Origin of the sequence: Actinomyces sp. oral taxon 448 str. F0400 (assembly GCF_000220835.1) — a bacterium.
In the GTDB taxonomy this organism is placed as follows: domain Bacteria; phylum Actinomycetota; class Actinomycetes; order Actinomycetales; family Actinomycetaceae; genus Actinomyces.
In genome coordinates this window covers 2,643,337-2,659,134 of the sequence record NZ_GL985606.1, presented here as the reverse complement: position 1 = coordinate 2,659,134, position 15,798 = coordinate 2,643,337, and the positions used below count along the sequence as shown (strand labels likewise).

Here is a 15,798-nt window from a genome sequence, read left to right as displayed (position 1 = left end):
ACCCGGCCGGGCGATCGGGCCTGGTCGGGTCGGCCGGCCTGCCGACCAGGGCCGACGTTGCGAGAGCGGGGGCCAGGTGGTGGGGTAGCGGATCACCTATCGTTGTGCACCCGCGTGATTCCAACGGCTCGCCGAAGATTTTCACGGGGCAGACCGGTGTTCACCAGGGATTTGGACACATCCGGGTCTCACCGCCGTGGCGGCAGCCGGTTATCCACAGATATCGTCGTTTTCTACCGATCTCGATGCAGAATCAGGCGGGTTGAGCGGGATGTCCTCCGGATCTGACCGGATCTGACCGGTGCGGACCGACAGCCCCCCTCGGCGTCGGCGGCCCCGCCCGCGCTCAATCGGTCTCGCCCAGCACTCCCAGCGCTCCCAGGACGGGCCGCATCTTGGCCATTGTCTCGGCCAGCTCGTCGACGGGGTCGGAGTCCGGCATGATCCCGCCGCCGCCGAAGACCCGCACCGGCGCGCCCGGGCGGGCACCGCCGGCGGGGACCGCGGCGCTGCGCAGGGCGATGCACCACTCGCCCTCCCCGTGCCAGTCGACCCACCCGACCGGACCGGCGTAGCGGCCCCGGTCCATGCCTTCGACCTCCCCGATGATCCGGGCGGCGGCCGGCGTCGGCGTCCCGCAGACAGCCGCCGTCGGATGCAGGGCGCCGACCAGCGACAGGGCCCCGGTGTCCCCGGCGACGACGCCGGTGATGTCGCTGGCCAGGTGCAGCACGTTGGGCAGGGTGATCACGAAGCGCTCGGGCGCCTCGACCACCGAGCACAGGGGCTCCAGCGCCGTCAGCGCCGAGGCCCGGGCCAGTTCGTGCTCGCGGTTGTTCTTCGCCGAACCCTCCAGCCACCGGGCCAGCTCAGACAGGCCGGCCTGTTCGGCCGACGTCCGAGTGCGGGCGGTCCCCGCATTCGGTCGGCGCCGGGCCGTGCCCGCCAGGACGCGACTGGTCAGGCGCCCGCCCTCCAGACGCACGAGCAGCTCGGGGGTGGCGCCGATCATCCCGTCGACGGCGAAGGTCCAGCACGAGGGGTAGTCGCGGCCCAGGCGCGTGAGGAGGCGGACGGTCGGCAGCGGGGCCGCGGGGGTGACCAGGACGTCGCGGGCGAGTACGACCTTGCGGGCCTCGCCGGCCGCCATGCGGCGCTGCGCGCGGGCGACCGCGGCCACGTACTCGGCATCGCTCAGAGCGCCGGGGAGCACGGAGGCGGGTTGCGGCACCGGCTCCGGGGCCTGCGCCGACGGGCCTCGTGGGGGGATGCGACCGAGCAGGGCACGGGCGCCGCCCCGCCCCGACGGGGCCGACGAGGACGCTTGGAAGGAGCCGGAGGAGAGGGAGGCGGTCGTGACCCAGGCACCGCGAGCGTCGGCGCCGATGAGGACCTCCGGCACGATGAGCACCGACTTCTGCCGGGAGGCCGATGAGAAGGCGATGGTCCCGAGGGCCACCGGACCGGTGCCCGGCCGCACCAGCGGGTCGGTCCACCGGGAGGCGTGGACGAGCGCGCGCCAGGCGGAGCGCAGCTCCTCGACGCGGTCAGGACCCTGCGCCTTCACCGCGAGGATCCGGCCCCAGCCGACCATGCCGCGGCCGCGGCGCGACCACGCCACGATGTCTTCGCGCTGCTCGCATCCGCCCAGCAGGGCGAGCAGGTCGACCTCCTCGGGCAGTGCCTCGGTCGTGAACGACAGTCGGACGGGGGCGGCGGCGACGTCGCGGGCGCGTGAGCGCTGCACGCGGCCGCCTCAGGCCGGGTCGGGGAAGGCCGGGTCCCCGGTCTCCTGCGTCGGCCGCTCCGCCTCCCACCCCGGTTGCGCCGGACTCCCGGCCGCCCGCCCCGTCACCGGTCCCGTCGGCCGAGTGGCGCGGTGGATGGCCACGATCCCGCCCGACAGGTTCTTGTACCCCACGCCCCGCCAGCCGGCCTTCTGCATGAGCGCGGCCAGCCCCTCCTGGTCGGGCCAGGCCAGGATCGATTCGCCCAGGTAGTCGTAGGCCTCGGTGCTGGAGGACACGAGTCGTGCGGCCACGGGCAGCGCCGTGCCCAGGTAGAAGCGGTACAGACTGCGGAAGGGGCGCCAAGCGGGCGTGGAGAACTCAGCGACGACCGCCCGCCCCCCCGGCCGCGTCACACGTGCCATCTCCCGCAGGGCGCCGACGGCGTCCTGCACGTTGCGCAGCCCGTAGGAGATGGTGACGACGTCGAAGGTCTCATCGGCGAAGGGCAGGGCGGTGGCATCCCCGGCGACGAAGGTGATCCCCGGGTGCCGGCGCCTGCCCTCGGCGACCATGCCGGTGGAGAAGTCGCAGGCGACGACGTCGGCGCCGTCGGCCGCGTAGCCGGCCGACGAGGTCCCGGTGCCGGCCGCCAGGTCGAGCACCCGCATGCCCGGCCCGGCGGCGACGGCGGAGCGGGTGACCGCGCGCCACATGGAGATCTGCCACAGACTCGTAACGTCGTTGGTCAGGTCATAGCGACGTGCGACGGCGTCGAACATGCCCGCGACCTCGCGCGGGTTCTTGGCAAGGGTGGCTCGGCTCATGGGCGGAATCATCGCAGATTCGCCGCTCCGACCGTTCCGGGCCCGACCTCGGTCGCCCCGCCGTCGACGGGGCCGCCGCCTCCCGCTCCGTCCCGTCCCGACGGCCCAGCGAAACCCTCCGGGACCAGGTCCCAGGAGGTATCGAATAAATTCATCACGGCAATTGATTCTAATTAGTGGCGCGGGTGGAGTTCCACGGCGGCGCGGTCCCCGCGGCCCCGCTGCGTCATGGCGCCGAAAACACCGCTCGCAGCCGGTCTCGTCGGGCGGTCTGGACGGCATCGGTAGAGTCGGAGCCAAGCCTCCCTGTCCGGGAGGCCGGAGACAGTCGGCTTGTCGCGACCGGCCGCCACCCGGGTCCCACGCAATTCGAGGAGGCACGCAGCGATGGCGCACGCAGATTCTGCCAGCGGTGCGGCCCCCGTGGGTGGACCCGCATTCGCCGGCGACATGAGCGCCGACGTCGTCGTCGTCGGCGCCGGCCCGGCGGGGGCCTCGGCCGCCTACCATCTGGCCGCCCAGGGGCTGGACGTCATCCTGGCCGAGAAGCAGGAGCTCGGCCGCGACAAGGCCTGCGGGGACGGACTAACCCCCTCCGCCGTGCGCGAGCTCGTCCGCATGGGCGTGGACATCTCCGATTGGCGGCGCAATGAGGGGCTGCGCGTCATCGGGGGAGGGCGCCGCCTTCACATCCCCTGGCCGGAGCAGGTCTCGCTGCCCTCCTACGGGCTGGCGCGCCGGCGCTCCGACCTCGATCGCGACCTGGCCGAGCACGCGGCCAACGCCGGGGCGCGCCTGCTCACCGGCGTCACCGTCACCGGCCCCGTCACCAACACCGCCGGGCGCGTCGTCGGCGTCGCGGCCAGGCCGACCGCCCGATTCACCTACCCCGGGATCTCCTCCCCGACCCGGCTGCGCGCGCCCGTGGTCATCGACGCCGGCGGCGTCTCCGCCCGCCTGGCCACCGCGATGGGACGCGACAAGAATGGGCGCCGTCCCCTGGGTGTGGCCGTGCGCGCCTACTTCCGCTCCCCGCGCGCGGAGGACTCCTGGATGGAGTCCCGCCTGGAGTTGTGGGACGGGCCCGCGAACCGCTCCGCCCTCCTGCCCGGATACGGGTGGGTGTGGAGCGTCGGCGACGGCCTGGTCAACGTCGGACTGGGCTCGGTGTCCTCGCATCCCGCCGCCGCCCGGGTCGACTACCGGGCGGTCTTCGCGCGCTGGCTGGCGAGCGCCCCCGCCTCATGGGGATTCACCCCGGACAACCAGGTCGGCCCTCTGGCCTCCTCGGCGCTGCCCATGGCCTTCAACCGCAAGCCCCATTACGCCGACGGCCTCATGCTGGTGGGCGACGCCGGCGGTATGGTCTCGCCCTTCAACGGTGAGGGCATCGCCCAGGCCCTCATGTCCGGCCGTCTGGCCGCCGAGGCCGCCGCGCAGGCCGCGGCGCGCTCGACCGCCGCGGGCCGCGAGCGCGCGCTGGCCCAGTACCCCGCCGCCCTGGAGGCGGAGATGGGCGGCTACTACACCCTCGGCCGCATCTTCGTGGCCCTCATCGAGCATCCCGAGGTCATGCGTGCGTGCATCCGTTATGGTCTGGGCCGCAAACGTCTCATGAAGCTCGTCTCCAAGCTCCTGTCCGACGGTTGGGAGCGTCGCGGCGGCGACGCCACCGACCACCTCATCCAGCTCCTGACAAGAATGGTGCCGGCAGCATGAACCCCTACGTCTCCTTGCTCATCATGGCGGCGATGGCCCTGGTCGTGGCCATCGGAGGCCTCGTCCTGTCCGCGATCGTGAGCCCGAACCGGCGCAACAGGGTCAAGGTCGCCAATTACGAGTGCGGTATCGACCCCACCCCGACCAACACCGCCAGCGGGCGCTTCCCCGTCGCCTTCTACCTGGTGGGCATGACCTTCATCATCTTCGACGTCGAGGTCGTCTTCCTCTACCCGTGGGCCACGGCCTTCGGGCGCCTGGGCCTGTTCGGCATGGGCGCCGCCCTCCTCTTCACCGCCCTCATCACGGTGCCCTACGTCCTGGAGTGGCGCCGCGGCGGGCTGGACTGGGACTGAGCGGGACGAGCCGAAGAGGACGCAGAGGAAGAGGCACACCATGAACATGCGCGACTACAACGAGAAGATGCTCCGCATTCCCTCCAAGCGGGATGACCTCCAGCTCGCCGCCGAGCAGTCCGTCGACGGCCCCGGCTTCCTCATCACCAGCGTCGAGCAGCTGACCGGCCTGGCCCAGGCCCGCTCGCTGTGGCCGGTGACCATGGGGCTGGCCTGCTGCGCCATCGAGATGATGGGGGCCGGCACCCCCCGCTTCGACATGTCCCGCTTCGGCTGGGAGATCTTCCGCGCCTCCCCGCGCCATGCCGATGTCATGATCGTCTCCGGCCGCGTCTCCCACAAGATGGCGCCGATCGTCCGCAACGTCTACGACTCCATGCCCGAGCCCAAGTGGGTCATCTCCATGGGGGCCTGCGCCTCCTCGGGCGGCCTGTTCAACAACTACGCGATCGTCCAGGGCTGCGATCACATCGTGCCGGTCGACATCTACCTGCCCGGCTGCCCGCCGCGTCCCGAGATGCTCATCAACGCCATGCTGGAGCTGACCCGTCAGATCGAACGCCGCCCGATCCTCGCCCACCGCGAGGAGATCGCACGCGCCGTCGAGGCCGCCGCCCTCAAGGCCACCCCCACCTCCGAGATGAAGGGCCTGCTCGCATGAGTGAGAACACCGCTCCCGCCGACGCCGCGGGCGAGGACGCCGCCCCGGTCGTCGCCCCCGTCCCCGAGGTCGTCCCCGGCACTCCGGTGCGCCCCGAGCTGGTCGCCGAGGTCGTGGCCACCCGCACCGGCCAGTTCGGCGCCGCCGACGCCGGCGACACCACCGGCTACGGCCGGCACCGCACCGTTGTCACGCTCGCTCCGGCCGCGACCCGCCCCTACGGCTCCTGGTTCGATGAGGTCGTCGACGCGCTCATCGAGGACCTGGCCGCCTGCGGAGTCGAGGCCGCCGAGGCGATCGAGAAGGTCGTCGTCGAGCACGGCGAGCTCACTTTGTTCATCGCCCGCGAGCATCTCCTCGATGTCGTGCGCCCGCTGCGCGACGACCAGGATCTGCGCTTCGAGCTGTGTCTGGGTGTGGACGGCGTCCACTACCCCGATGACGTCGGCCGCGAGCTGCACGCCTGCTACGCCCTGATGAGTCTGACCCACGGCGGGCGGGCGCTGCGCCTGGAGGTCGCCTGTCCGCAGGCCGATCCGCACATGCCCTCCATCGTGCCGGTCTACCCGGGCAACGACTGGCACGAGCGCGAGACCTGGGACCTCATGGGCATCGTCTTCGACGGACACCCCAATCTCACGCGCTCGGCCATGCCCGATGACTGGGTGGGTCACCCCCAGCGCAAGGACTACCCGCTCGGCGGGATCCCCGTCGAGTACAAGGGCGCTTCCACCGCCCCCGCCGACACCCGGAGGTCGTACCACTGATGAGCACCGCAGCCGCACCCGACTTCCGCGCCGCCGGCCCCGCCACCGACGACCTCGCCGACGGCGCCCCCCAGTACACGCTCGGCGGCGGGGACTGGGACGACGTCGTCGCCGCCATCGCCGCGCGCGACGAGGCCGACCGTCTCGCCCACGACCGCATCGTGCTCAACATGGGCCCCGTCCACCCCTCCACCCACGGCGTGCTGCGCCTGGTGCTGGAGGTCGACGGCGAGAGGGTCACCGAGGTCCGCGTGGGCACCGGCTACCTGCACACGGGCATCGAGAAGAACATGGAGTACCGCACCTGGGTCCAGGGCGAGACCTTCGTGACCCGCATGGACTACGTCGCCCCCTTCTTCCAGGAGGTCGGCTACGCCCTGGCGGTCGAGAAGCTCCTCGGCATTACCGACGACATCCCCGAGAAGGCCACGGTCATGCGTGTGCTGCTCATGGAGCTGAACCGCATCGCCTCCCACGCCGTCGCCGTCGGATCGGGCGGCAATGAGATGGGCGGCACGACGCTCATGACCATCGCCTTCCGCTGCCGCGAGAACGTTCTGCGGGTCTTCGAGATGGTCTCCGGCCTGCGCATGAACCACGCCTACGTGCGTCCCGGCGGCCTGGCCCAGGACATCCCCGAGGGCTTGACCGACTTCGTCCGCTCGGTCATGCCGAACATCAAGAACGACGTCGGCGAACTCGAGGCCCTCCTCATGGAGAACCCGATCCTGAAATCCCGATTCGTCGGCGTGGGGGAGGTCAGCCTGGCGGCCGCCATGGCCATGGGGTTGACCGGGCCGTGCCTCAGGGCCGCCGGCTATCCACTGGACATGCGCACGGTCTCCCCGTACTGCGGCTACGAGACCTACGACTTCGACATCCCCGTCTACGACCGATCCGACTGCTACAACCGTCTGGCCGTGCGCTTCGACGAGTGCTACCAGTCGCTCAAGATCGTCTCCCAGTGCGTGGATCGCCTCGATCAGATCGCCGGGCGGGGGGACGATCCGTCCAACACGACCATGGTGGCCGACCCGACCATCGCCTGGCCGGCCCGCATGGCCATCGCCACCGATGGTCAGGGCCAGTCCCTGGAGCACGTGCGCGAGATCATGGGAACCTCCATGGAATCCCTCATCCACCACTTCAAGCTGGTGACCCAGGGCTTCCACGTCCCCGCCGGTCAGGTCTTCACCGCCGTCGAGCACGCCAAGGGGGTCATGGGCGTCCACGCCGTCTCCGACGGCGGCACCCGCCCCTACCGGGTTCACTTCCGTGATCCCTCCTACTCCAACCTGCAGTCGCTGGCCATGATGGGGGAGGGCGGTATGATCGCCGACCTCGTCCCCTCACTGGCCTCCATCGACCCCGTCCTGGGAGGCGTGGACCGCTGATGAGCACCACTGAGAACGCCCGCACGATCGCCGCCGGCTACGACCCCGAGACGGGTGCGCACCTGGACGCCGAGATCGACCAGATCATGTCCCGCTACCCCGCGGGTCACGAGCGCAGTGCACTGATCCCGATGCTGCACCTGATCCAGAGCGTCGACGGCTTCGTCTCCCCGCGCGGAATCGCCCTGTGCGCGCAGAAGCTGGGGCTGACCCGCTCCGAGGTGTCCGCCGTCGCCACTTTCTACAGTCAATTCCGCCGCCACCCCGTGGGGGAGTACCACGTGGGGGTGTGCACCAACGCCCTGTGCGCCGTCATGGGCGGCGATGAGGTGTGGCGGGCCGTGAGCGAGCACACGGGCCTGGGCAATGATGAGACCAGCGAGGACGGCCGGGTCAGCCTTGAGCGCATCGAATGCAACGCCGGCTGCGACTACGCCCCGGTCGTCATGGTCAACTGGGAGTTCTTCGACAACCAGACTCCGGCCTCCGCCGTCGACCTGGTGACCCGCCTGGAGCGCGGCGAGCCCGTCGCCCCCACCCGCGGACCCGAGACTCTGCCGACCTTCCGGGATAACGAACGGCTGCTGGCCGGTTTCGAGGACGGCCGCGCCGACGAGGGCATCGGGGCGGGCGAGGCGAGCCTGCTGGGCCTGCGCATCGCCCGCGAGAGGGGCTGGAGCGTCCCGGAGGAGGAGGCCGAGTGAGCGACCAGAACCCCGCCCGCGAGCCGCGGGTCCCCGTCTTCACCGAGCCGGGGACCCTCACGCCCGCCGTCACCGACATGTGGGACAGGAAGCGCTCCTGGACCTTGAAGACCTACCGCGCCAACGGCGGTTACGAGGGCCTGGCCAGGGCCAGGAGGATGGCCCCCGACGAGCTCGTGGATCTGGTCAAGGCCTCCAACCTGCGCGGCCGCGGTGGAGCCGGATTCCCCACGGGCCTGAAATGGTCCTTCCTGCCGGCGCCCGACGGTCTGCCCCGCTACCTCGTGGTCAATGCCGACGAGTCAGAGCCGGGCACGTGCAAGGACATCCCCACCATCATGGCCAACCCGCAGGCCCTGATCGAGGGCGTCGCCATCTGCTCGCGCGCCATCGGCTGCGATCACGCCTTCATCTACCTGCGTGGCGAGGTCGCCCACGCCTACCGCCGACTGCTCCGCGCCGTGGCCGAGGCGAAGGACTCGGGGCTGCTGGAGGACGGCTTCGGCCTCGACGGCGACCGGCCTCTGACCATCACCGCGCACGCGGGCGCCGGCGCCTACATCTGCGGGGAGGAGACGGCACTGCTCGACTCCCTGGAGGGCCGCCGCGGCCATCCTCGCCTCAAGCCCCCCTTCCCGGCGGCCCAGGGCCTGTACGCCCGCCCGACGGTCATCAACAACGTCGAGACCATCTCCTCCCTGCCGGGAATCCTCGCTCGCGGGCCCGAGTGGTACTCCTCCATGGGCACCGAGAAGTCCAAGGGTCACGGCATATTCTCCGTGTCCGGCCACGTGGCTCACCCCGGCCAGTTCGAGGCGCCCTTCGGCATCACCATGCGCGAGCTCATCGCCCTGGCCGGCGGGGTGAGGGAGGGCCACGAGCTGAAATTCTGGGTACCGGGAGGCTCCTCCACGCCGATCTTCGGACCCGAGGAGCTCGACGTGCCCCTGGACTACGAGTCGGTGGCCGGTGCTGGATCGATGCTCGGCACCCGCGCGCTTCAGGTCTTCGACGAGACCGTCTCGGTGGTGCGCGTGGTGACCCGGTGGACGGAGTTCTACCAGCACGAATCCTGCGGCAAATGCACCCCCTGCCGTGAGGGCACCTACTGGATGCGCCAGATCATGCTGCGCCTGGAGGCGGGGCGGGGGCTGCCCGGCGACGTCGAGAAGCTCGAGGACATCGCCTCCAACATCGCCGGCCGCTCCTTCTGCGCCCTGGGCGACGCCTCCGCCACCCCCATCCTGTCGGGTATCAAGCGATTCCGAGCCGAGTTCGAGGCCGGGTACACCACGGCCGCGGCCGAGCTCTTCCCCTACGCGGCCTCCGCTATCGTTGAAAGCGCACGGTGAGACATGACTGATACGGCCACCGACATGGTCCGCATGACGATCGACGGCGTGCCCGTCGAGGTGGAGAAGGGCACGCTCCTCATCCGTGCCGCCGAGAAGATCGGGGTCCGCATCCCCCGCTTCTGCGACCATCCGCTGCTCGCGCCGTCGGCCAACTGCCGCCAGTGCCTGGTCGAGGTCGCCATGCCCGGACGCGACGGCGTCGTGCGCCCCATGCCCAAGCCGCAGCCCTCATGCGCCATGACCGCCATGGAGGGCATGGAGATCAGCACGCAGGCCACCAGCGAAGTCGCCGCCAGGGCGCAGGCCGGCACCATGGAGTTCCTCCTGATCAACCACCCGCTGGACTGCCCGGTGTGCGACAAGGGCGGTGAGTGCCCCCTGCAGAACCAGGCCATCGAGCTCATGGCCTCCGGCGCCCGGTCCGCGACTCGCTTCACCGATGTCAAACGCACCTTTCCCAAGCCGCTGCGCCTGACCGGCAACATTCTGCTCGACCGCGACCGCTGCATCCTGTGCCAGCGCTGCGTGCGCTTCGCCGACCAGATCGCCGGCGATCCCTTCATCGCCCTCCAGGGCCGTGGCGCCGGCCATGTCGGGGGCGAGATCACCGGCGGGCTCTACTCCGAGCAGATCGGCCGCTACGACTCCACCGTTCTGGACTTCTTCGACGCAGAGGCCCCGCCGGCCGGCCTCGAGACGATCCGCGGCGAGGCCCGTCTCGTCCCCGAAGCCGATCTGGCCGGGCCCGACGGCGGTCCCGGCGTCGTCGACGGAGCCGTCTACGGGCCGGGCGACCTGGCCGGCCGCGAGGACCTCGACGTCTCCGGACGTCCCTTCGCCTCCTACTTCTCGGGCAACATCATCCAGATCTGCCCGGTCGGGGCGCTCACGAGCGCTCGCTACCGCTTCCGCTCCCGCCCCATGGATCTGGTGTCCACCGATTCGATCACCGAGCACGACGCCTCCGGCTCCGCCATCCGCGTCGACATGCGTCGCGGCGTCGTGCTGCGCCGTCTGGCCGGCAACGACCCGCAGGTCAACGAGGAGTGGATCACCGACAAGGACCGCTTCGGATTCGCCTGGTCGGCCCAGCCCGACCGCCTGCACGTTCCGCTCGTGCGCAACGAAGCCGGTGAGCTGGAGCCCACGAGCTGGTCCGACGCTCTCGACGTCGCCGCTCGCGGCCTGACCCGGGCCCGCGACGACGGCGGGGTCGGCCTGCTGCCCGGGGCTCGCATCACCCTGGAGGACGGCTGGGCCTGGTCCCGGTTCGCCCGCCAGGTCATGCGCACCAACGACATCGACCAGCGCGTGCGCGACCACTCCAGGGAGGAGGACACCTTCCTGGCCGCCCGCGTCGCCGGCACGGGGCTGGGCGACGTCACCTACTCGTCCCTGGAGAGGGCCGGGCAGGTCCTCCTGGTCGCCCTCGAGCCCGAGGACGAGTGCGGCTCCCTCTTCCTGCGTCTGCGCAAGGGCGTGCGGGCCGGCGGAGTGTCCGTGGCCACCATCGCCCCGACCATCACCAACGGTTCGCGCAAGCTCGGCGCGACCACCGTGCTGACCGCCCCCGGCCAGGAGGCGCGCGCTATCGCCCTGCTGGCCCAGAGCCACCCCGATGTCGTCGAGGCGCTGAAGTCCGCGGGCGCCGCCATTCTCGTGGGCGAGCGCGCGGCGGCCGTGCCAGGGCTGCTCTCCGTCGTCGACACCCTGGCCACCGCCACCGGCGCCCGCCTGGCCTGGGTGCCCCGTCGGGCGGGCGAGCGCGGCGGCATCGAGGCGGGCCTGCTGCCCGGCCTGCTGCCCGGCGGCCGCCCCGTGGCCGATGCCGGCGCTCGTCGCCAGGTCCAGGACGCTTGGGGCGTCGACCCCGCCGGCGTTCGCGCCCAGGAGCCCCTCCCCGACGCTCCCGGGCGCGACACCACCGAGATCCTCACCGCCCTGGTCGACGGGTCCCTCGGCGGTCTGGTGGTCGGCGGCGTCGACCTGCGCGACTTCCCCGATCCGGGGCTGGCCCGGGCCGCGCTGACCGCCTCCGGCTTCACCGTTCAGCTCGAAGTCCGGCGCTGCGAGATCAGCGAGCACGCCGACGTCGTTCTGCCGGTGGCGCCCGCCGAGGAGAAGAACGGCACCTTCGTCAATTGGGAGGGGCGCGTGCGCCCCTTCGGCCAGGCCCACGTCTCCCGCGCCCGCACCGACCGGCAGGTCCTGGGGATGCTCGCGGCGCAGATGGGCATCGACCTGGAGGTCGACGACCTGGCGGCTCTCCACGCCCGGCTGGCGGACCTCGGCCTGTGGGGCGGAGCCCGCGGCGGTGTCGTCTTCACGGAGGGGCCCGCGCAGTCGGCGGACGACGAAGCCGGGGTGCCCGACGTCGCCGGCGTCGTGGGGGTCTCCACCGTGTCCGGCCTGGACGCCGTCCTGGCCACCCACAAGCCCATGCTCGACGCCGGTCGTCTTCAGGACGGCGAGCCCTTCCTCGCCGCCACGGCCATGCGCCCGGTCGCCCGCGTCGCTCCGGACCTCGCCGCCAGGTTGGGCCTGGTCGGCGGTGAGAGCGTCGAGGTGTCCACCGCTGCCGGCACCATCACGCTGCCCGCGGCAGTGGCGGGCGGCGTCGCCGAGGGCACCGTCTGGCTGCCCGAGTGCTCGGCCGGCTCCACGATTCGTCAGACGCTCGGCGCCCGCCACGGCTCGCGCGTCAGCCTGTCGCTCACCCGGGTCGCGACGGGAACCGGTGCGAGAACCAGCGCGCAGCCCAGGACAGCGACCAGTACGGAGGTGGCTCGGTGAGTACCACGGCTCTTCTTCACGTCGGCCCGGCAGCGGCCCTGAGCACCGAAGGGGGCGTGACTGCGGACTTCTCCGCCGAGACGTGGTGGCTCACGCTCATCAAGGCGGTCGTCATCGTCGCCTTCCTCATCGTGTCCGTCCTCCTCGTGCTGTGGGTCGAGCGCCGCGGCCTGGCGCGCATGCAGACGCGCCCGGGCCCCAACGTCAACGGCCCCTTCGGCTTCCTCCAGGCCGTCGCCGACGCCGCCAAGCTCATCATGAAGGAGGACTTCTGGCTCAAGGGGGCCGAGAGGTTCGTCTACATCCTGGCTCCGGTCATCGCGGCGTTCTGCGCCTTCATGGTCTACGCGGTCATCCCCTTCGGACCGCAGGTGAGCGTATTCGGGCACTCCACTCCGCTGCAGTTGACCGACTTCCCAGTGGCGGTCCTGTACATCCTGGCGATCACCGCCTTCGGCGTCTACGGCATTATTCTGGGCGGCTGGTCGACCCACTCCACCTACCCCCTCCTCGGCGCCGTGCGGTCGGCCGCCCAGGTCATCTCCTACGAGCTGAGCATGAGCCTGTCGATCCTGACGGTCTTCCTCGCCTCGGGGACCATGTCGACCTCCGGCATCGTCGACGCGCAGCAGCGGCTGTGGTGGGGGCTGGTCATGATCCCGAGCTTCCTCATCTACGTCGTCTCCATGATCGGCGAGGTCAACCGCCTGCCCTTCGACCTGCCCGAGGCCGAGGGCGAGCTCGTCGCCGGTCACATGGTCGAGTACTCTTCGATGAAGTTCGCCTGGTACTTCCTGGCCGAGTACATCAATATGTTCAATGTCTCGGCCGTATGCGTCACCCTGTTCCTGGGCGGCTGGCACCCCTTCATCCTGACTCTCTTCTGGGACGGCGCCGGCTCCGGCTGGTGGCCCGTGCTGTGGTTTGTGATCAAGGTCTGGGCCGTCATGTTCTTCATGATCTGGACTCGCGGCACTCTGGTGCGCATCCGCTACGACCACTTCATGAAGCTGGGGTGGAAGGTCCTCATCCCCGTCTCGCTGGCCTGGTTCGTGCTCGTCGTCGTCGTCCAGGGCTTCCGCGCCTTCCTGAGCGGCTCGCCCCGAGCCCTGCTGCTGGCCCTGGCCCTCGTCTTCCTGATCGCCATGCTCGTTCTCTTCTTCCTGCCCGAGCCCGAGGGCGAGGACTCCTCCGCGCCGAGCGGCGACGGCGTGACCGCGCCGGGGGAGGAGCTCGACGCCTTCGCCGGCGGCTATCCCGTCCCGCCGATGCCCGGCCAGGAACTGCCGGTCTCCCCGCGCGCCCGCCGCACCCGCAAGGCGGCCGAGCCCGCCCGCGTCGACGCCGCCAGCTCCATCGCCGACGCCGTGACCGGCTCCCTGGCCGAGACCGTCGCCGGCTCCGTGGCGATCTCCCCGCCCCCGTCCGACTCCGGCTCCGGCGACACCGCTCAGGAGGGAACCGATGACTGACCAGACCCCCGACACCCCCCGCGCTGCGGGAAGCGATGAGCCCGGAGGCGGGCGGAGCACGGACCACAACCAGTGGCTGCGCGACCTGCCCGGTCCCGTCGGGCGCATCTTCGCGCCCGTCGCCGGCTACGGCGTGACCATCTCCTCGATGTTCCGCCCCACCGTTACCGAGCTCTACCCGTTCGAGCCGCCGGTGCTCATGCCGCGCTACCACGGACGCCATCAGCTCAACCGTTACGACGACGGCCTGGAGAAATGCATCGGCTGCGAACTGTGCGCCTGGGCCTGCCCGGCCGACGCCATCTACGTCGAGGCCGCCTCCAACGCCCCCGGCGCCCAGTACTCGGCCGGCGAGCGCTACGGACGCGTCTACCAGATCAACTACCTGCGCTGCATCTTCTGCGGCATGTGCATCGAGGCCTGCCCCACGCGCGCTCTGACCATGACCCACGAGATCGACGAGCTCGTCGGGCCCACGCGCACCGGCCTGATCTACGACAAGCGGGACCTGCTCGCCCCCGTGCCCGACGGGGCGCTGGAGACCCCCCACCCCATGGTCGAGGGGACCGAGGACGGCGACTACTATCGAGGCGAGGTCACCGGCATCACCCAGGCGCAGGTCGACTGGGTGCGCGCGCACCGGCCCGACGACCCGACCCTGGCGTCGGCCCGGCCGGCGCCCGCTCCGAGCCCGGTCGGGGAGGCGGTGCACTGATGAGAATCCTGCCCGTTCTCGCTCCCGCGACCCTGACCGACGCCGGCACGGCCTCCACCGGGGAGACGATTCTGTTCGGCGTCGTCGCCCTGATCACCGTGGTGTGCGGTCTCGGCCTGCTGACCGCCAAGCGCGCCGTGTCCGCCGCGGCGAACATGATCGGCATCATGATCGGCCTGGCGGTCCTCTACGTTGCCGGCGAGGCCCCCTTCCTGGGCATGACCCAGATCGTCGTCTACACCGGCGCCGTCATGACGCTCGTCCTGTTCGTCATCATGATGGTGGGCATCGGCGGCGACGAGCCGGTCTCGACCGCCGGCTCGTCGGCCGGCAGATGGGTCATCGCCCTCCTGGGGGTCGGTCTGGTCGCGGTGCTGGCCGCCGTCGTGTGGCGCTCAGCCATCCCGAGCGCCTCCGGCCTCCAGGGAGGGGACGCCGCCGTTCCGTCCGCTCTCGCCGGAGTCCTGTTCGGCGACCACGTCGTCACCATGGAACTGACCGGCGTCCTACTCGTCATCGCCGCCGTCGGCGCTCTGACGCTGACTCACCGTCAGCGCATCCGGCCCCGCATGACCCAGCGCGACCAGGTGGACGCCAGGATGCGCGCCTACGCCGAGGAGGGGGCCCACCCCGGCCAGAAGCCGATGCCCGGCGTCTACGCCGCCACCAACGCCGCCACCGCACCCGCTCTGAGCGCCGACGGCGATGCCCTGGCCGAGTCCGTCCCGCGCGTGCTGCGCGTGCGCGACCAGGGCCTGGACCTGTCCGAGGCGTCCCCGGAAGCGGGCGCCGCCCAACGCGCGGGCACCATCGCGAGCCGCGAGGACGCCACGGTGGGGCGTTCGGGCATGCCCGCCATGCCCGGAGCTCCCGCACCGGACGTCGTCCAGCCGGTGACCGCCCCGAGCCCGCAGGAGGACGCCCCGGGCGAGGACCGCTCCGAGACCGACCCCGCGCCGGCCGAGCGGGGGAACGGGCACAGCAGCAAGGAGGAGCAGAAGTGACCGTCCCCGTCACCGCTTACATCGCGCTCGCCGGGGTGCTGTTCACCCTCGGAGCGCTCACGGTGCTCCTGCGGCGCAACGCCATTATCGAGCTCATGGGCGTCGAGCTCATGCTCAACGCCGTCAACCTCGTCCTGGTGACCTTCTCCCGCATCCACGGCGACCTGAGCGGCCAGGTGTTCGCCTTCTTCGTCATGGTCGTCGCGGCCGCCGAGGTCGTCGTGGGCCTGAGCATCGTCGTGTCCATCTTCCGCACCCGCAGGTCCACGTCGGTCGACGACGAGAACCTGCTCAAGAACTGAGG

General features: G+C 71.2%; 14 protein-coding genes. 12 read left to right on the top strand and 2 right to left on the bottom strand.

The annotated features are described in order from the left end of the window. Positions 1 to 346: 346 nt before the first annotated feature. Both HMPREF9062_RS11225 and HMPREF9062_RS11220 read right to left on the bottom strand, forming a co-directional pair. Positions 347 to 1,747: an isochorismate synthase gene (locus HMPREF9062_RS11225; protein WP_009750266.1), complete on the bottom strand. Its 1,401-nt coding sequence runs from the start codon at positions 1,745 to 1,747 to the stop codon at positions 347 to 349. Positions 1,748 to 1,756: 9 nt separating this feature from the next. Beyond that, entirely contained in the window at positions 1,757 to 2,554 is a 798-nt protein-coding gene (locus HMPREF9062_RS11220) for a demethylmenaquinone methyltransferase (RefSeq protein WP_156790029.1), read from the bottom strand. 450 nt (positions 2,555 to 3,004) lie between these two features. Between HMPREF9062_RS11220 and HMPREF9062_RS11215 the strand changes: the two genes are divergently transcribed. The 12 genes from HMPREF9062_RS11215 (at position 3,005) to nuoK (ending at position 15,796) form a co-directional block, all read left to right on the top strand. Further along, a complete protein-coding gene (locus HMPREF9062_RS11215; protein ID WP_034255008.1) occupies positions 3,005 to 4,273 on the top strand; it encodes a geranylgeranyl reductase family protein in 1,269 nt (422 codons plus the stop codon). Beyond that, complete coding sequence (ndhC, locus tag HMPREF9062_RS11210; RefSeq protein ID WP_009750262.1) at positions 4,270 to 4,629, top strand: NADH-quinone oxidoreductase subunit A; 360 nt, start codon at positions 4,270 to 4,272, stop codon at positions 4,627 to 4,629. The genes HMPREF9062_RS11215 and ndhC overlap by 4 nt, the downstream gene beginning before the upstream one ends. Before the next feature lie 40 nt (positions 4,630 to 4,669). Further along, positions 4,670 to 5,290 carry an NADH-quinone oxidoreductase subunit B gene (locus tag HMPREF9062_RS11205; protein ID WP_009750261.1) on the top strand — a complete coding sequence of 207 codons (621 nt, stop codon included), beginning with the start codon at positions 4,670 to 4,672 and terminating at the stop codon, positions 5,288 to 5,290. Next, positions 5,287 to 6,057: an NADH-quinone oxidoreductase subunit C gene (locus HMPREF9062_RS11200; protein WP_009750260.1), complete on the top strand. Its 771-nt coding sequence runs from the start codon at positions 5,287 to 5,289 to the stop codon at positions 6,055 to 6,057. The genes HMPREF9062_RS11205 and HMPREF9062_RS11200 overlap by 4 nt, the downstream gene beginning before the upstream one ends. Next, positions 6,057 to 7,451 (top strand): NADH-quinone oxidoreductase subunit D, encoded by a 1,395-nt coding sequence (locus HMPREF9062_RS11195; protein WP_009750259.1) that lies wholly within the window; start codon positions 6,057 to 6,059, stop codon positions 7,449 to 7,451. The genes HMPREF9062_RS11200 and HMPREF9062_RS11195 overlap by 1 nt, the downstream gene beginning before the upstream one ends. Beyond that, a complete protein-coding gene (gene nuoE, locus HMPREF9062_RS11190; RefSeq protein WP_009750258.1) occupies positions 7,451 to 8,155 on the top strand; it encodes an NADH-quinone oxidoreductase subunit NuoE in 705 nt (234 codons plus the stop codon). Before HMPREF9062_RS11195 ends, nuoE begins: the two co-directional genes overlap by 1 nt. Positions 8,156 to 8,232: 77 nt before the next feature. Beyond that, positions 8,233 to 9,507 carry an NADH-quinone oxidoreductase subunit NuoF gene (nuoF, locus tag HMPREF9062_RS11185; RefSeq protein ID WP_172634883.1) on the top strand — a complete coding sequence of 425 codons (1,275 nt, stop codon included), beginning with the start codon at positions 8,233 to 8,235 and terminating at the stop codon, positions 9,505 to 9,507. A gap of 3 nt (positions 9,508 to 9,510) precedes the next feature. Next, positions 9,511 to 12,303: an NADH-quinone oxidoreductase subunit G gene (locus HMPREF9062_RS11180; protein ID WP_009750256.1), complete on the top strand. Its 2,793-nt coding sequence runs from the start codon at positions 9,511 to 9,513 to the stop codon at positions 12,301 to 12,303. Further along, positions 12,300 to 13,775: an NADH-quinone oxidoreductase subunit NuoH gene (nuoH, locus tag HMPREF9062_RS11175; protein ID WP_009750255.1), complete on the top strand. Its 1,476-nt coding sequence runs from the start codon at positions 12,300 to 12,302 to the stop codon at positions 13,773 to 13,775. Before HMPREF9062_RS11180 ends, nuoH begins: the two co-directional genes overlap by 4 nt. Next, positions 13,768 to 14,490, top strand: coding sequence for an NADH-quinone oxidoreductase subunit NuoI (gene nuoI, locus HMPREF9062_RS11170; RefSeq protein WP_009750254.1), 723 nt, complete (start codon positions 13,768 to 13,770; stop codon positions 14,488 to 14,490). The genes nuoH and nuoI overlap by 8 nt, the downstream gene beginning before the upstream one ends. Further along, a complete protein-coding gene (locus tag HMPREF9062_RS11165) occupies positions 14,490 to 15,494 on the top strand; it encodes an NADH-quinone oxidoreductase subunit J (RefSeq protein ID WP_009750253.1) in 1,005 nt (334 codons plus the stop codon). The genes nuoI and HMPREF9062_RS11165 overlap by 1 nt, the downstream gene beginning before the upstream one ends. Further along, positions 15,491 to 15,796 (top strand): NADH-quinone oxidoreductase subunit NuoK, encoded by a 306-nt coding sequence (gene nuoK / locus HMPREF9062_RS11160; RefSeq protein ID WP_009750252.1) that lies wholly within the window; start codon positions 15,491 to 15,493, stop codon positions 15,794 to 15,796. Before HMPREF9062_RS11165 ends, nuoK begins: the two co-directional genes overlap by 4 nt. The last annotated feature ends 2 nt before the right edge of the window (positions 15,797 to 15,798 follow it).